The organism is Pseudarthrobacter sp. efr-133-R2A-89 (assembly GCF_030209315.1).
Classification (GTDB): domain Bacteria; phylum Actinomycetota; class Actinomycetes; order Actinomycetales; family Micrococcaceae; genus Arthrobacter.
Genome location: NZ_JARVSE010000001.1, coordinates 335,460 through 351,628 on the forward strand (window position 1 = coordinate 335,460; position 16,169 = coordinate 351,628).

Here is a 16,169-nt window from a genome sequence, read left to right on the forward strand (position 1 = left end):
AAGATCCGACGGCCGGTGGATACTGCGGGTGCAGCGGTCAGGCCGGAACGATGTTGACCAGCTTAGGCGCACGGACAATGACAGTCCGGATGCCGCGGCCGTCGAGGGCACGCTGGACATTTCCGGAGGCGAGGGCCAGCTCACGCAACTGGTCCTCGGAGACGTCCGGGGATACCTCCAGCCGGTCGCGCACCTTCCCCTGCACCTGGACAACGGCGGTGACCGTGTCCTGGACCAGGAGGGCAGGATCGTATTCCGGCCAGCCCGCATTGGCCACCGATGCCGGGTGGCCCAGCAGGTTCCACATGTCTTCGGCCGTGTACGGAGCGAACAGGCTGAGGATCACGGCCACCGCCTCGACGGCCTCGCGGACGGCCGGGTCCGCGGCGCCGGCCCCGGAATCGATGGTCTTGCGGGTGGCGTTGACCAGTTCCATCAGCTTGGCCACCACCACGTTGAACTTGTTGGCATCGAGCAGTTCGGCGGCGTCGGCGATGGTGCGGTGCGTTACCGAACGCAGGGCGCGGTCACCTGCTGCGGCGTCCACTCCGGGGTCGCTGGCAACATCCTGTGCAAGGCGCCAGGCGCGGGCCAGGAACTTGGCCGAACCCGACGGCGACACGTCTGCCCAGTCCACATCGTCCTCGGGCGGGGAGGCGAACACCATGGTCAGGCGCACGGCGTCCACACCGTACTTGTCCAGCTGTTCACCGAGGTCCACGCCGTTGCCCAAGGATTTGCTCATGGCCTTGCCGCCGTTGAGCACCTGCCCCTGGTTGAGGAGGGCACTGAACGGTTCGTCGGCGTCGATCATGCCGAGGTCGTGGATGACCTTGGTGAAGAACCGGGCGTACAGCAGGTGCAGGATGGCGTGCTCCACGCCACCGACGTACTGGCCAACAGGCATCCAGTCGTTGATCTTCTGCGGGTCGAACGGGCCCTCGGTGAACTGGGGCGAGACGAAGCGCAGGAAGTACCAGGACGAGTCCACGAAGGTGTCCATGGTGTCCGTGTCACGCTTGGCCGGCCCGTGGCAGGAAGGGCACTCGACATTGACCCACGCTTCGGCAGCCGCCAGCGGGGACGTGCCCTTCGGGGACAAGTCCTCGCCACGGAGGTCGGACGGCAGCGTCACCGGCAGCTGCTCGTCCGGAACGGGCACTTCCCCGCAGGACGGGCAGTGGATGATGGGAATCGGGGTGCCCCAGAACCGCTGGCGGCTCAGCAGCCAGTCGCGGAGCCGGAAATTGACGAACTTCTCGCCGGTGCCCTGCTCTTCGAGGATCTTGATCGCGGCCGGGATGGCCTCGGCCTTGGGCAGCCCGTCCAAGGCCCCGGAATTGATCAGGGTGCCCTCGCCGGCAGTCGCCGTGCCGGACACGGCCGGATCCTCCTCGCCGGTGTCCAGCACCGCCCGGACAGGCAGGTCAAAGGTCTTGGCGAAGTCCAGGTCGCGCTGGTCGTGTGCGGGCACGGCCATGATCGCGCCGGTGCCGTAGTCGGCCAGCACGTAGTCGGCGGCCCACACCGGGAGTTTCTCCCCGTTCAGCGGGTTGACGGCGTACCGTCCGGTGAAGACACCGGTTTTTTCCCGTTCCGTTGACTGCCGTTCGATTTCCGAGAGGGCCTTGACCTTCTCCCGGTAGTCGTCCAGGGCGGCGGCGTGTTCGTCCGTGACGAGTTCGACGGCGAGCGGCGCGTCAGCGGCCACCACGAAGAAGGTTGCCCCGTACAGGGTGTCCGGGCGGGTGGTGAAGACGGTGACGTCCTTGGCGGGCTTGCCGCCGTCGGCCTCTACCACGAAGGTGACGTGGGCGCCCTCGGACCGGCCGATCCAGTTCTTCTGCATGGCCAGCACGCGCTCGGGCCAGTGCCCGCGGAGCTCGTCCATGTCGTCCAGCAGCCGGTCGGCGTAATCGGTGATCTTGAAGTACCACTGGTTCAGCGACTTCTTGGTGACCGTGGTGCCGCAGCGCTCACAGGCACCGTTGACCACCTGTTCGTTGGCCAGCACGGTCTGGTCCTTCGGGCACCAGTTCACCGGCGAGTTTTTACGGTAGGCCAGGCCGCGCTCGTAGAAGCGCTTGAACAGCCACTGCGTCCAGCGGTAATACTCGGGGTCGGACGTGTGCAGGCGGCGCGACCAGTCGGCGGAGATCGCGTACCGCTTGAACGAGGCTGCCTGGGTGTCGATGTTGGCGTACGTCCACTCACTGGGGTGGGCGTTGCGCTTGATGGCGGCGTTTTCCGCGGGCAGGCCGAAGGAGTCCCACCCGATCGGGTGCAGGACGTCATAGCCTTTTTGGCGGAGGTAGCGGGCCACGACGTCGCCCATGGCAAACGCTTCGGCGTGTCCCATGTGCAGGTCGCCCGAGGGGTACGGGAACATGTCAAGCACGTAACGGCGTTCCCTGGACCCGTCGTCCACCGGGGTGAAGACCTTGAGGTCCTCCCACACCTGGGGCCATTTGGCCTCCATGGCGGTGAAACTGTAGGTGCCCTCTTCAGGCTCTGCCGATACTGTTGTTGTTCCGGTCTCTGTCTCCGGCTGAACGCCCACTGCTGCCCTTTTCTGTTCTGTTACGGCATCGGTGCTGCCATAACGGCCTGATCCTCCTGCTGACGGCCCGCATGCCCCGGACACACAAAAGCCCCTCACCATTGGAGGGGCTGCCGCTCAGCTGTCACGTCTGGGACAACCGGCGGCTAACTAAGCAGAAGGATCGCACGCATGGATCTACTTTAGCGCACCCGTTCGCCGCCTGCCGCAGCCCCGGAGACAGGACTCGTTGCATTGCCCGGGCCAAGCGCGCATGATCATCCCAAAACGTAGGGAGGTGGTACGCGGTGGCTGATGCAACCACCACCGGCTCCGCCCAAGGGGCGCCGCTCTCGCTCTGGCTGGCAAGCGCCGGAACAACCCGTTTCCCTGACCTGCGCGGCACAGTGGAGGTGGACGTGGCAGTAATCGGGGGCGGGGTCGCCGGACTGACGGCAGCACTGGCCCTCAAAGGCTCGGGCCGCTCGGTAGCCGTTCTTGAAGCCGCCCGGATCGGCACAGGGGTCACTGGGCATACCACCGGCAAGGTGACGTCCCTTCACCGCTTGGCGTATACGGCATTGGAACACAGCCACGGCGCAGTCGCCGCAGGGGTCTACGGCACGGCAAACCAGGCTGCCGTGGAACACATCGCCCATCTGGTGGCGGCGGAGGACATCTCCTGCGGCTTCCGGAGGGTTGCCAACTTCACCTTCGCCGGGAGTATGGACACCCTCCCACAGGTGCGCGCCGAAGCCGAACTGGCCGCCAGGCTTGGACTTCCCGCCTCATTCACGGCCGAGGTACCCCTGCCTTTTCCCGTGGCGGGCGCTGTCCGTTTTGACGGCCAGGCCCAAATCCACGCGGTGGAGTATCTTCAGGGGCTGGCCGCACGAGTGGACGGAGGGGGCAGCTTCGTTTTCGAGGGAACCCGGGCCGTCGGCCTGCAAGACGGCCCACAGGTGAAAGTCACCGCCAACGACGGCACCGTGCTGGCCGCTGACGCGATTGTGGCCACGAACGTCCCTTTCGGAGACCATGGCAGGTTGGAGGCACTGTGCCCGCCGCACCGCTCCTACATCGTTGCCGCGGTGATGGACGGTCCTCCCCTGGACGCTACGTTCATCAGCGCCGATGAACCCATGCGGTCGTTGCTCACTGTCCGGCTGAACGGCGTGACGTACCTGCTGGCCGGCGGCGAGGGCCACCCTGCCGCCGAACACGTGGATCCGGCGCAGCGGTACGCGAGCCTCACCGGCTATGCCCAAAGCCGCTTCGGAGCCGGGCCCGTTGCCTACCGCTGGTCCACCCAGGACGCCGTACCCCGGGACGGGTTGCCCTACGTCGGCCCGCTGGCTCCGGACAGCCGGCATGCCTTCGTCATCACAGGCCTGCGCAAGTGGGGGCTGACCAACGGTACCGCCGCCGCGCTGATGCTCACGGACCTGCTCAATGGCACCCCCAACGAATGGGCTCCGCTGTTTGGCAGCAACCGTGCACCGTTGCACCCCGGGACCAGGGCGGCGGTGGACGGCCAACCAAAGGCCGGTGCACGCCCGGACGGGCAGGAGACCGGCCCGGACGACGTTGCACGGCAGGTGGCGGACCTTGGCCCCGGGGCCGTCAAGGTGATTGACGCAGCCGGGACCAGCACGGCCTACTACCGCGGCCAGGCCGGTGAGCTCCACGCGGTGTCCGCAACCTGCACCCATCTGGGCTGCACCGTCGGCTTCAACCGGGAAGACAGCACCTGGGATTGCCCTTGCCACGGTTCCCGGTTCACCGTGGACGGCGCGGTCATCCAGGGACCGGCCACCGAGGACTTGCCGCCGCGCCCCACGCCCTGAAAGCGCCTCCCCTCGCCCACCCCTGGCTGGGGCCGGACATGGAAGGGCCGCCCCGCCGGATATCGGCAGGGCGGCCCAAAAATACCGAAGGACGCTACCGCACGTCCTCGTCGACCCAGTCCATGGACTTGGTCACGGCCTTCTTCCAGAGGCGCAGCTGGCGCTCCTGCTCCGCCTTGTCCATCTGCGGCTCCCACCGCTTGTCCTCTGACCAGTTCGCGGACAGCTCGCCCAGGTCCTTCCAGAAGCCGACGGCAAGGCCGGCCGCGTAGGCGGCGCCCAGCGCCGTGGTTTCCACGACCTTGGGCCGGATCACCGGAACGCCCAGGATGTCCGCCTGGAACTGCATGAGGGCATCGTTGGCGACCATGCCGCCGTCGACCTTCAGCTCGCTCAGCGGAACTCCGGAGTCCGCGTTGACGGCGTCCAGCACCTCGCGGGTCTGGAACGCGGTGGCTTCCAGGGCCGCCCGGGCGATGTGGTTCTTGTTGACGAAGCGGGTCAGGCCGACGATCGCACCACGGGCGTCCGAGCGCCAGTAGGGAGCGAAGAGGCCGGAAAACGCGGGGACGATGTACACGCCGCCGTTGTCCTTGACGGCCGCTGCCAGGGTCTCCACCTCCGGTGCGCTGCTGATCATGCCCAGGTTGTCCCGCAGCCACTGGATCAGGGAGCCCGTGACGGCGATGGATCCTTCAAGGGCGTAGTGCGGCTTGGCGTCGCCAAGCTTATAGCCAACGGTGGTCAGGAGCCCGTTCTTCGAGTGGACGATCTCCTCGCCGGTGTTGAAGATCAGGAAGCAGCCGGTGCCGTAGGTGTTCTTGGCTTCGCCGGTGTCGAAGGCTGCCTGTCCGAAGGTGGCCGCCTGCTGGTCGCCCAGGATACCTGCCACGGGTGTCTCGCGGAGCAGTTGGGATCCGTGGACCTCGCCGTAGACCTCAGAGGAGGACTTGATTTCCGGCATCATGCTGCGCGGCACACCGAAGATGCCCAGGATCTCGTCATCCCACTGGAGGGTCTCCAGGTCCATGAACAGCGTGCGCGATGCGTTGGTGACATCGGTGACGTGGACGCCGCCGTCAACGCCGCCGGTCAGGTTCCAGAGGACCCAGGCATCGGTGTTGCCGAACACCAGGTCGCCGGCCTCTGCCTTTTCGCGGGCGCCGTCGACGTTGTCCAGGATCCATTTGATCTTGGTCCCGGAGAAGTAGGTTGCCAGCGGCAGCCCGACTTTTTGCTTGAAGCGGTCCCCGCCGCCGTCCTTGGACAGTTCATCGACGATGTCCTGGGTCCGGGTGTCCTGCCACACGATGGCGTTGTAGACCGGCTTGCCGGTGGTCTTGTCCCACACCACGGCGGTTTCGCGCTGGTTGGTGATGCCGACGGCGGCGATATCGTGCCGCGTCAGGTTCGCCTTGGACAGCGCGGAGCCGATGACCTCACGGGTGTTGTTCCAGATTTCCGTGGCGTCGTGCTCCACCCAGCCGGCTTGCGGGAAGATCTGTTCGTGCTCCATCTGGCCGGAGGAGACAATGGCGCCGCTGTGGTCGAAGATGATGGCGCGGGTGCTGGTGGTGCCCTGGTCGATGGCGATTACGTACTGGTTCATGATGACGTCCTTGTCCGGTTTGTTGATTTGTCGTGTGGGTTCAGGATGCTGCGGTGACGATGATGGGGACAACGCGGGCCACGAGGCCACCGAGTGCGCCGCCGATCAACGGTCCGACGACGGGCACCCACGAGTAGGCCCAGTCGCTGGAGCCCTTGCCCTTGATGGGAAGAACTGCGTGGGCGATGCGGGGTCCGAGGTCGCGGGCGGGGTTGATGGCGTAGCCGGTGGGGCCGCCGAGGGACACGCCGATGCCTACGACCAGCAGGGCAACGGCGAGCGGACCGAGCCCGGAGGGGGTCCCGCCGAGGGTGAGGATGACCAGCACCAGCACGAAGGTGCCGATGACTTCGGTGATGACGTTCCAGGGCGTGGACCGGATGGCCGGTCCGGTGGAGAAAACGCCGAGCTTGCCGGCGGGCTCGGGTTCGTCGTCGAAGTGCTGCTTGTATGCCAGCCAGCAGACCACGGCGCCGAGGAACGCGCCCACCATTTCGCCGGCGAAGTAGGTCAGGGTGGACGCGATATCCACGGTGACTCCCGGGGCGTACTCGGCCTTGCCGTTGAGCAGCAGGCCGAGTGTGACGGCGGGGTTCAGGTGCGCGCCTGACTTGGCGGCAACGAAGACACCCGCGAAGACGGCGATTCCCCACCCCCATGTGACCATGAGGAACCCGCCGTTGTTGCCTTTTGTCCCCCGCAAAGCCACGTTGGCAACGACACCACAACCCAAGAGGGTCAGCATGCCGGTACCAAAGACTTCGGAGAGGAAGACTATTCCTAGAGACATCTTTGACTCCTTCTGTTTTTAGTTGTCGGCCCTCCGCGGGTGGAGGGCCGTCGGGCCGGGGTGACTCACGCCCCCGGCCCCGCCCGGCCTCAGGAGACCAGGCTGTGCGTTTCCACCCGGTGGAAACGCTGCAGCACGTCCTGGGCGTGCTTGATTTCTGCGGTGCGCGTTGCAGCGTCCCATTTGAGCGGTCCGGAGAGCACCTCGGCGACCTCGTTGAGCAGCTCACCGGTGACGAGTCCCCGGAAAGCCAGGGAGGTGCGCCGGATCAGGACATCCACCAGATGGCCCACCTGTTCGTGTGCCGCCATGAATTCCAGTTCCCGGACGCTGAGCTCACGGGTGGAACGCAGCGCCTGGTCAGGGGCGGCGTCGAGGTACCCGATCACTTCTTCGGCCCGGGTTCCGTAGCGGGTCAGCAGGCCCGCCGTGCGGTCCGCGTCCCGGCCGGCGGACATGTGTGCCTTGATCCACTGCTGGACGCTGTTCTCGTCAGCGGGGAACCCGGCGCCGCCGCCGATGGGCAGCTGCGCGGTGGAAACCTTGCGCTGCATGCCGAGTTCGGCGAGGACGTCGTTGGCGAGGTGCTCCGCGAGGGCGCGGAACGTTGTCCACTTGCCGCCCACCAGGCTCAGGACGACGGCGGAGTCCGCGTCGTGTCCGGAGGTGCGGCGTTCGATGCGGTAGTCGCGGGAGACGAAGCCGGGCTGGGTGGCGTCATGGCTTGGCAGTGGGCGGACGCCGGAGAACGTGTACACGATGTGCTCAGGTGTCACGTCGACCGAGGGGAATACGTGCCCGATCAGGTCGAAGAAGTACGCGATCTCCTCGTCGGTGCAGATGGCGTCCTCGGACATGTCGGCGTCGACGTCGGTGGTGCCCACCAGGACCCGGTCACCCATCGGGTAGATCAGGACGATCCGGCCGTCGGTGTGCTCAAAGAAGATTTCGCGGCCGCGGCACGCGGCAAGGAGGCCCGGGTGGTCAAGCACGATGTGCGAGCCCTTGGTGCCGCCCATGAAGGATGACGCGGCACCCATGGCGCCGTTGGTAAGGTCCACCCACGCGCCGGTGGTGTTCACGATGACGTCTGCCGTGAAATCGAATTCCTCGCCGGTGAGTTCGTCACGGAGCCGGACGGTGCTGCCCCGCCCGGTTCCGGGGTTGGGGGCCGGAGACATGGACTGCAGGGACAGGTAGTTGCTGGCACGCGCCGTGTTGCCCTGTGCGTTGTGGGCCTGCTCCGTCCCCGCGGGGCGGCCGGCCTTCTCACCGTCCTGCAGGACGTCGAGGGTGAGTCGCTCCGGGTTGTGCACGGAGGCATCGAAGTACGTGGCAGTGTATTTGACGTCCGGGCGGAGGGCAGGCAGTTCCTTGAGGGCGGCCTTGTGCGTCCGGAACTGGTGCCGCGGCACGGTCCCGCCGTCTCGGGAGAACGAGTCGTAAAGGCTCAGCCCGGCCTTGATAAGGAACGCACCGCGCTCCTTCGGCTTGCCCTGCTGCTTGTGGGTCAGGAAGCGTAAAGGCGCCGAGAGGATACCGGAGAACGTGCTGAAGATGGGAATGGTGGTCTGCAGCGGCTTGACGTAGTGCGGCGCGATCTTGAGCAGCCGGTTGCGTTCCACCACGGATTCACGCACCAGGCGGAACTCGCCGTTTTCGAGGTAGCGAATGCCGCCGTGGATCATGTGCGATGATGCGCCGCTGGCCCCCTGGCAGTAATCTCCGCGCTCCACGAGTGCGACGTCGACGCCCTGCAAAGCCAAGTCTCGGAACGTGCCTACCCCATTGATGCCGCCGCCCACCACGAGCACTTTGGCGTGTGGCCTGCGCCGGAGGCTGTGTACCGATGAGCGTTCGGCTTCGGCCCGGGGGGCGCCGGCAGACGGTTGGACAGTTGGTTCCTTGGGTCCCAAAACATACTCCCTTGGGGCTTTGAAAGTGATGCGGCTGCCACCGTGGCGCACCGCCGTTCTGCTCTATTCTTTGGAGATATGGAAAATGGAGTCAAGCACTATGCACAAACGTGCAGAGGGGAAATGAGATGACACTCTCCAGAGACGCAGATGCCCTCCGAGCTGCACAAATGTACTATCTGCAGGACCTCACCATGGATGCGATCGCACGCGAACTGCGCACCTCCCGGTCCACCGTTTCGCGTCTCCTGTCCGCCGCCAGGGAATCGGGACTGGTGCAGATCCAGATCCGCAATCCGCTCGATACCGGCCCGGAGCTGGAAGGCATGATCCGCCGCCGGTACAACCTTGACGTGCACGTTGTGCCGGTCCTGGGGACGCTCAACGAGGCCGAGACCCTGGACCGCGTGGCCATGCAGGCCGCACGCACCATCGGTCCCCTGGTGGATTCGAACGCGATCATCGGCGTTGCCTGGGGATCCACCCTCAGCGCCGTCAGTCGGCACCTCACCCGGAAGATCACCCACGACAGCGTTATCGTCCAGCTCAACGGCGCGGGAAACATGCACACCACGGGCATTACCTACGCCAGCGACATCATGCGAAGGTTTGGCAGCGCCTACGGCGCACGGGTGGAGCAGTTTCCCGTCCCGGCGTTCTTCGACCACGCCGCCACCAAGACAGCCATGTGGAATGAACGCAGCGTGCAGCGCGTCCTGGAACTCCAGGCGAAGATGAGCATCGCCATCTTCGGTGTCGGTTCGGTGCATGCCGACTACCCCAGCCACGTGTACGCGGGCGGATACCTCGACGAGGAGGACCTGAACGCCCTGGCTAACTCGGACGTGGTGGGCGACGTTGCCACCGTGTTCTTCCGGGCCGACGGCTCCTCCGACGGGATCGTCCTGAACGAACGGTCCACCGGGCCGGCACTTGCCCAGTTGCGCCAGGTGCGCCGGAGGATCTGCGTGGTCTCGGGCGTCTCCAAGATCAACGGCCTCCGCGGGGCCTTGGCCGCCAGGCTGGCGACGGACCTGATCCTGGACGAAGCCACCGCCCGCCGCCTGGTCGATTACGAGGGCCTGACAAGCTGAAGTGGGTAGAGTCGTTTCCATGAGAACCTCACCCCGGCTCAGCCTGAACAACGGCGTGCTGATCGACCAGCTTGGCTTTGGGCTGTACAAAGTGCCGGCGGCGGACGCAGAAGGCCTGGTGGCCACGGCGCTCGCGGCAGGGTACCGCCACTTCGACACCGCAGCCATGTACGGAAACGAGACCGGCGTCGCGCGCGGCATCAGTTTGCAGCTTGGCGACGGAACCGGAAGCGGCGGTTCCGGGGAGCTGTCCCACTCACTGGCCCGGGAAGACGTCTTCATCACCACCAAGGTCTGGAACGACCATCACGGCTACGACTCCACGCTGAGAGCCTTCGACGACTCCATGGTCAACCTGGGGCTGGACTACGTGGACATGTACCTGATCCATTGGCCTTGCCCGCGGCGCGGGCTGTTCCCGGAAACGTACCGCGCGCTGGAGACCCTCTACCGTGAAGGCCGCGTCCGTGCCATCGGCGTCAGCAACTTCCAGCCCGCCCACCTCGACCGGCTCCTGCAAAGCGCCGAAGTTGTTCCTGCCGTGAACCAGATCGAACTGCACCCCTGGCTGCAGCAGGAGGAGCTGCGCAGCAAGCACGCGGACCTGGGTATCCGGACCGAAGCATGGAGCCCGCTGGGCCGCGGCCAGGTGCTCTCGGACCCGGTCATCGAAGCCTGCGCCGCCGAGCACGGCAGGACCCCGGCGCAGGTGATCCTGCGCTGGCACATGCAGCTGGGCAACGTTGCCATCCCCAAGGCAAGTTCGGAGGCCCGCATCCGGGAGAACCTGGACGTCTTCGGGTTCGATCTTTCCGAACGGGACCTGGCCGCGATCACTGCGTTGGACCGCGGGCAGCGCACCGGTTCGCATCCGGACAACGTCAACTAGGCGCCGGCATGGATACCGTGAACCCGGGGACCTCCCCTGCGCCCGCATACCTGAGTGCCGCACTGGCAGCCCGAACTTCGGGCGGCACCGTAACCCTCGACGGCGGCAGCGTGGCGTTCTGGACCTATGAGCCGCTGGAGGAAACACCGGAAACCCGCACAATCCTGGTGATCCACGGTTTCCGGGGCGACCATCATGGGCTCCTGCGTGTCGCGGACCAGCTGCCGGACATGCGCATCATCATGCCGGACCTGCCGGGATTCGGCAGTTCGGACGCCTTCATACAGGACGAGCATTCGGTGGAGCGCTACGGACAGTTCATCAGCGACTTCATGGCGGCCCGGGGGCTCGGACCGGACACCGTGCTGCTGGGCCACTCTTTCGGTTCGATCGTGGCAGCGCACTTTGTGGCCGGCCATCCCGGCGCAGTCCGTCCCCTGATCCTCATCAACCCCATCGCTGCCCCGGCGCTGGAGGGGCCCAAAGGCGTGATGACGCGGCTGGCAGTCCTGTACTACCGGCTGGCGGCAAGGCTCCCCCGCAAACCGGGGCTGGCCCTGCTTCGCAACCGGCTGATTGTGCGCGTCATGAGCGAGACCATGGCCAAGACACGCGACAAGGAACTGCGGGCATTCATCCACGGCCAGCACCACGCGTACTTCAGTTCCTTCGCAGACCGCGACAGCCTGCTGGAGTCCTTCACGGCGTCGGTCAGCAACCATGTCGCCCAAGTGGCCGGCCGGCTGGACCTCCCCGTGCTGCTCGTGGCCGGCGAAAGGGACGAAATCGCCACGCTTCCCAGCCAGCAGCGCCTCCTGGCACTGCTGCCGGACGGGGAGCTAAAGGTGATTCCCGGCGTCGGACACCTCATCCACTACGAAACGCCGGAGCCCGCCGCCCGCTACATCCGCAGCTTCCTGAAGGATCATCCCGCGTGAAGATAGTCATCGATGCCCGCTTTACCCGCACCGACCACCACGACGGCATCAGCCGCTACGGGGCCAGCCTGATCGCCGCCACGGCGAAAATCGCCGACGTCTCAATGCTGGTCTCCGACGTCCGCCAGCTAGCCCTCCTGCCGGACGTTCCGTACACGCTGATCAACAGCCCGCTCTCACCGCTGGAGCTGTTCGTGGCCCGCAAGGTCAATGGCCTCGGCGCCGATGTGGTGGTGTGCCCCATGCAGACCATGGGCACCTGGGGCAGGAAGTACGGCCTGATCCTGACGCTGCACGACCTCATCTACTACGAGCACCCCGCTCCCCCGGGATTCCTGCCGGCCCCGGTCAGGCTGCTCTGGCGCCTCTACCACAAGGCGTTCTGGCCCCAGCGGCTGCTGCTGAACCGGGCCGACACGGTGGCCACCATCAGCCGGACCACCGAGGCGCTCATCGCCAAGTACCGCCTCACCCGCCGGCCGGTACGCATCATCGCCAACGCACCCCAGCCGGCCCAGGTCCACCGCACCCCGGGTGATGGCGCGGACAAGACGCTCATCTACATGGGCTCGTTCATGCCCTATAAGAACGTGGAAACCATGGTGGCCGGCATGTCCGGGCTGCCCGGCTACACCCTGCACCTGCTGAGCCGGATCAGTCCACAACGGCGGGCGGAACTCGAAGGCCTGGTGCCGCAGGGCGCCGAAGTGGTGTTCCACAACGGCGTCACCGACGCCGAATATGACGGGCTGCTGCGGCGGGCCACCGCACTGGTAAGCCTGTCCAGGGCCGAAGGCTACGGGCTCCCCTTGGTGGAAGCCATGGCAGTCGGCACGCCGGTGATCGCCAGCGACATCCCGATCTTCCGCGAGGTGGGCGCGGACGCAGCCCTTTACGTGGACCCGGGCTCCCCCGAACAATTCGCACACGCGGTGGCGCAGCTGCAGGATGACGGGCATTGGCAGGACATGTCCCGGCGTTCCGTGGCACGGGCCGCCGAATTCAGCTGGGACGAATCGGCGAGGCAACTGGTGGATGCGGCACACGAAGTGGTGGCCAACAGGCCGCGCTGACCGGGTATGTAGGCCGGGGTGCACAGGCCAGGCAACAGGCACCGTGCCGCGAAAGTCCTAGAGGACGTCCACGCCGTCCAGGCGCAGCTGTACCGGCTCCACGGTCCTCTTGGCGGCCGCGGCCGCCCGGGTGGCCCGCAGGACACGGACGACGGCGGCGGCCTGGCCATACGGAAAGAACAGCAGGGTGCGGACGTCCTCGGCCGAGCGCCTCCCGGACGGCGGTGCGGTCAGCACCAACGGCGCCGGGCCTGCAGAGCGCACCGTTATTCCGGCGCTGCCGAGCCCGGCCTCCACGGCGGCCGTGAAATGCTCGACGGCGGGGCGCGGCCCGGTGACGGATGCAATCCGGACCGCCGGGGGCAACTGGAGTTCCATCCTCAGGGCCAGCTCCCGCTGGGCATAGCTGGCAGGATCCCAACGGAGCAGGGCGCCTGTGGCAGCGGTGTCAGTGGCCGTCACCACCACGAGTCCGCCGTCCGGGGCAGGACGGACCAGTGCCGCGGCGTTGAGCCACCGCCTGACCGTGTCCTCGCCGGCGCGGAGGGTTTCCCGCCGCAGCAGGGAGTCGCCGTCCAGGAGCAGGGCCGCTGCATAGCCGCCGGCCGCGACTGGCTCCGCCCCCACCGTGGCCACCACCAGGGCCTTCGCCTCGCCCACCGTGGCCTTTACCTGGTCACCGGAGGAGGTGACGACGGTTTTGCCCGGAAAAGCCCTGCCCAGTTCCTCCGCAGTACGCAGGACCCCGGTGGCTCCCTTCCGGAGCCGTCGGCCGCCACAGTGGGAGCAGGTCCAGTCCGGTGCCGGCGTGGAACACCAGCGGCACTGGGGAAGCGCCGACGTGCCTGCCAGCGCCAGGGGCCCTTGGCAGGTTCCGCAGCGTGCCGGCTCGCGGCACGTTTCGCAGACCAGTGACGGCGCGTAGCCGGCCCTGGCCACCTGCACCAGGACAGGTCCGCGCTCCAGGCCTTCCTTGGCGGCCTGCCAGGCCGCGTGCGGAAGCCGGGCCACAGTGGCAAGCGGGTCCCGGGCCTGCTCGAAGGTGTCGGCGGTGCTGACGACGCGCGGAACGGTCGCCCTGAGGGTGTCACGCGCGGTGCTGACGGGGACGGCCCACCCGGACTCCACCAGCCGCTGGACCTCCGTGCTGCGCGAGTGCCCGGCCAGGAGGCATGCGGCGCCTTCCTGCTCCGCCCGCAGGAGCAGCACTTCCCGGGCGTGCGGGTACGGTGCGCGTTGTTCGATGTGGAGGTCGTCGCCGTCGTCCCAGCAGGCAACCAGCCCGAGGTCCGGGACCGGGGCGAAGGCGGCAGACCGGGTGCCAATGGCCACCTTGGCGGTGCCGGCCAGCAGGCGAAGGTAGTTCCGGTACCGGGGTGTGGGGCCGTCGTCTGCGGTGAGCCGCGCCACGGCATCGTCCGGCAACACGTCCTTGAGTGCTGCCTCGAGGCGGTCAAGGTCGCGGTAGTCCGGCACCACCAGCAGGGCGCCGCGGCCCGAGGTGTAGGCGGCGGCAGCGGCTTCGGCGAGGAGGTGTGGCCAGCCGGCGGGTCCGTAGCCCTGCAGCGGGTTGACCACCGCGCGCGGTGCTCCACCGGCGGCCAGGTGCCGCAGGAAAGCAGCGCCGGTGCGGTAGTCCGTCCAGGCTGAGGGGCCGGCAGCGCCGGGAGCGGTTCCCGCTTCCTCCGCCGCGTAGGCGCCCGGGTAATCCTTTTCCAGCCTTGCAACGCGGGGTGGAACGGCGAGGCGGAGGACGTCGCTGACGGTACCGGCGTACCGTGCGGCGACGGCGGTAGCGAGGTCGAGGACGGCGGGCATGAGGACCGGAACCGGTGAAACGACCTTGGCCAGGGGCACCAGGGCGTGTCCGGCGTCGGACTCGGCCACCCTTTCCAACAGGAAGCCGTTGAGGTCCTGGCCGTTGAATTTGACCTTGACCCGTACCCCGGGCCGCGCCTCCAGGTCAAGGGAAGCCGGGACGGCGTAGTCGAAGGGCCGGTCCAGATGCGGGAGGGAGGACTCCACGAGGACCCGGGCCACCGGCAGCTGTGCTGCCATGGCTCCGGCGGACGGAGTCCGCACCGGAAATCCCTGCAGCAAGGATGGCTGGACGGAACTGTCAGCAACCATGGCGGTTACCTCCGTTCAGCTGCCGGGTTGGACATGGACAGCCAAGCACCGGGCACTGACATTGGCCTTCCGGACGCCTCATGAGGACTGTCAGGCGTTGAAGAATGCCTTCAGGTCATCCACCCGGTCCAGGCGTTCCCACGTGAAGTCGGGATCGTCGCGGCCGAAGTGCCCGTGCGCGGCGGTCTTGGCGTAGATGGGCCGCTTCAGGTCGAGGGCGTCGATGATGGCGCGCGGGCGCAGGTCGAAGATCTCGGCGATGGCCGCGCTGATCCTGGCCGGGTCAACGGTCTCGGTACCAAACGTCTCCACGTAGGTTCCCACGGGCCGGGCCTGGCCGATCGCGTACGCGATCTGGATCTCGGCACGCTTGGCCAGTCCTGCGGCCACCACGTTCTTGGCCACCCAGCGCATGGCGTACGCAGCGGAGCGGTCCACCTTGGACGGGTCCTTGCCGGAGAAGGCGCCACCGCCGTGGCGGGCCATGCCGCCGTAGGTGTCGACGATGATTTTCCGGCCGGTGAGCCCGGCGTCCCCAACCGGCCCGCCGATAACGAATTCACCGGCCGGGTTGAGGATGTTCGCGGTGCGCGAGAGGTCCAGGTTGGCGCCGGCAAGAACGGGCTCGATCACGATGGCGGCGAGGTCCGCGCGGAGCTGCTCCAGGCTTGCACCGTCGGCGTGCTGGCTGGAGATCACCACTGTCTCCACGGAGACGGGTACGTCTTTGTCGTAGCCGACGGTCACCTGGGTCTTGCCGTCCGGGCGGAGGTAGGCCAGCTGGCCCGTCTTGCGAACCTCGGTGAGCCGTTCGGAAAGCCGGTGGGCGAGCCAGATCGGCGTCGGCATGTAGGAAGGGGTCTCGTCGCTGGCGTAACCGAACATCAGGCCCTGGTCCCCTGCGCCCTGGAGGTCGTAATCGTCCTCCTGGCGGCCCTCACGCGCCTCGAGTGAATTGAACACACCGCCGGCAATGTCGTTGGACTGCTGTCCGATGGAGACGGAGACGCCGCACCGGGCGCCGTCGAAGCCGTTGGCCGAGGAATCGTAGCCGATTCCCAGGATGGTCTCACGGACGATCTGCGGGATCTCGACGTAGGCGTCGGTGGTGACTTCGCCCGCCACGTGCACCAGGCCTGTGGTGGCCATGGTCTCCACTGCCACGCGCGACTCGGGGTCCGCTGCCAGCAGCGCGTCCAGGATGGCGTCGCTGATCTGGTCGCAGATCTTGTCCGGATGGCCCTCTGTGACCGACTCGGACGTGAAGAGCCGGAGCGCGGCGGGCGTGGCCCCGTGGGCCTGGGGAAGGTGCAGCGGTAAAGTCACTCAACTACCTTACTGGTT

11 protein-coding genes are annotated in these 16,169 nt (G+C 67.0%); 5 read left to right on the top strand and 6 right to left on the bottom strand.

The window, feature by feature from the left end; genetic code table 11:
- Positions 1 to 37 precede the first annotated feature (37 nt).
- Complete coding sequence (leuS, locus tag QRM95_RS01545; RefSeq protein ID WP_285246146.1) at positions 38 to 2,560, bottom strand: leucine--tRNA ligase; 2,523 nt, start codon at positions 2,558 to 2,560, stop codon at positions 38 to 40.
- Positions 2,561 to 2,847: 287 nt separating this feature from the next.
- Between leuS and QRM95_RS01550 the strand changes: the two genes are divergently transcribed.
- Positions 2,848 to 4,386 carry an FAD-dependent oxidoreductase gene (locus tag QRM95_RS01550; RefSeq protein ID WP_285246147.1) on the top strand — a complete coding sequence of 513 codons (1,539 nt, stop codon included), beginning with the start codon at positions 2,848 to 2,850 and terminating at the stop codon, positions 4,384 to 4,386.
- Between the two features lie 94 nt (positions 4,387 to 4,480).
- Here the strand turns inward: QRM95_RS01550 and glpK are convergent, their stop codons facing one another.
- The 3 genes from glpK to QRM95_RS01565 all read right to left on the bottom strand — a co-directional run bounded on the left by glpK (position 4,481) and on the right by QRM95_RS01565 (position 8,701).
- The gene (gene glpK, locus QRM95_RS01555; protein ID WP_285246148.1) at positions 4,481 to 5,995 is read right to left on the bottom strand and encodes a glycerol kinase GlpK; all 1,515 of its coding nucleotides are present in this window, start codon (positions 5,993 to 5,995) and stop codon (positions 4,481 to 4,483) included.
- Positions 5,996 to 6,035: 40 nt separating this feature from the next.
- Complete coding sequence (locus QRM95_RS01560; RefSeq protein ID WP_285246149.1) at positions 6,036 to 6,785, bottom strand: MIP/aquaporin family protein; 750 nt, start codon at positions 6,783 to 6,785, stop codon at positions 6,036 to 6,038.
- Between the two features lie 89 nt (positions 6,786 to 6,874).
- Positions 6,875 to 8,701 carry a glycerol-3-phosphate dehydrogenase/oxidase gene (locus QRM95_RS01565; protein ID WP_285246150.1) on the bottom strand — a complete coding sequence of 609 codons (1,827 nt, stop codon included), beginning with the start codon at positions 8,699 to 8,701 and terminating at the stop codon, positions 6,875 to 6,877.
- A 128-nt stretch (positions 8,702 to 8,829) separates the two neighbouring features.
- On the opposite strand from QRM95_RS01565, the gene QRM95_RS01570 reads away from it, so the two are divergent.
- Genes QRM95_RS01570 through QRM95_RS01585 form a run of 4 tightly spaced genes read left to right on the top strand, consistent with a single transcriptional unit; the run spans position 8,830 to position 12,695 of the window.
- Positions 8,830 to 9,795 carry a sugar-binding transcriptional regulator gene (locus QRM95_RS01570; protein WP_285246151.1) on the top strand — a complete coding sequence of 322 codons (966 nt, stop codon included), beginning with the start codon at positions 8,830 to 8,832 and terminating at the stop codon, positions 9,793 to 9,795.
- A gap of 19 nt (positions 9,796 to 9,814) precedes the next feature.
- Positions 9,815 to 10,684 carry an aldo/keto reductase gene (locus QRM95_RS01575; protein WP_285246152.1) on the top strand — a complete coding sequence of 290 codons (870 nt, stop codon included), beginning with the start codon at positions 9,815 to 9,817 and terminating at the stop codon, positions 10,682 to 10,684.
- A gap of 8 nt (positions 10,685 to 10,692) precedes the next feature.
- Positions 10,693 to 11,622 (top strand): alpha/beta fold hydrolase, encoded by a 930-nt coding sequence (locus tag QRM95_RS01580; protein ID WP_285246153.1) that lies wholly within the window; start codon positions 10,693 to 10,695, stop codon positions 11,620 to 11,622.
- A complete protein-coding gene (locus tag QRM95_RS01585) occupies positions 11,619 to 12,695 on the top strand; it encodes a glycosyltransferase family 4 protein (protein WP_285246154.1) in 1,077 nt (358 codons plus the stop codon). The genes QRM95_RS01580 and QRM95_RS01585 overlap by 4 nt, the downstream gene beginning before the upstream one ends.
- A 57-nt stretch (positions 12,696 to 12,752) precedes the next feature.
- On the opposite strand, the gene QRM95_RS01590 is transcribed toward QRM95_RS01585, so the two are convergent.
- Positions 12,753 to 14,825, bottom strand: coding sequence for a primosomal protein N' (locus QRM95_RS01590; protein WP_285246155.1), 2,073 nt, complete (start codon positions 14,823 to 14,825; stop codon positions 12,753 to 12,755).
- Positions 14,826 to 14,915: 90 nt separating this feature from the next.
- Positions 14,916 to 16,151 carry a methionine adenosyltransferase gene (gene metK / locus QRM95_RS01595; protein WP_018761414.1) on the bottom strand — a complete coding sequence of 412 codons (1,236 nt, stop codon included), beginning with the start codon at positions 16,149 to 16,151 and terminating at the stop codon, positions 14,916 to 14,918.
- Positions 16,152 to 16,169 lie beyond the last annotated feature (18 nt).

Coding starts and splice junctions, on each gene's coding strand:
- glpK (WP_285246148.1), bottom strand. CDS start 5,995: ATGAACCAGTACGTAATCGCCATCGACCAGGGCACCACCAGCACCCGC.
- QRM95_RS01560 (WP_285246149.1), bottom strand. CDS start 6,785: ATGTCTCTAGGAATAGTCTTCCTCTCCGAAGTCTTTGGTACCGGCATG.
- QRM95_RS01570 (WP_285246151.1), top strand. CDS start 8,830: ATGACACTCTCCAGAGACGCAGATGCCCTCCGAGCTGCACAAATGTAC.
- QRM95_RS01575 (WP_285246152.1), top strand. CDS start 9,815: ATGAGAACCTCACCCCGGCTCAGCCTGAACAACGGCGTGCTGATCGAC.
- QRM95_RS01580 (WP_285246153.1), top strand. CDS start 10,693: ATGGATACCGTGAACCCGGGGACCTCCCCTGCGCCCGCATACCTGAGT.
- QRM95_RS01590 (WP_285246155.1), bottom strand. CDS start 14,825: ATGGTTGCTGACAGTTCCGTCCAGCCATCCTTGCTGCAGGGATTTCCG.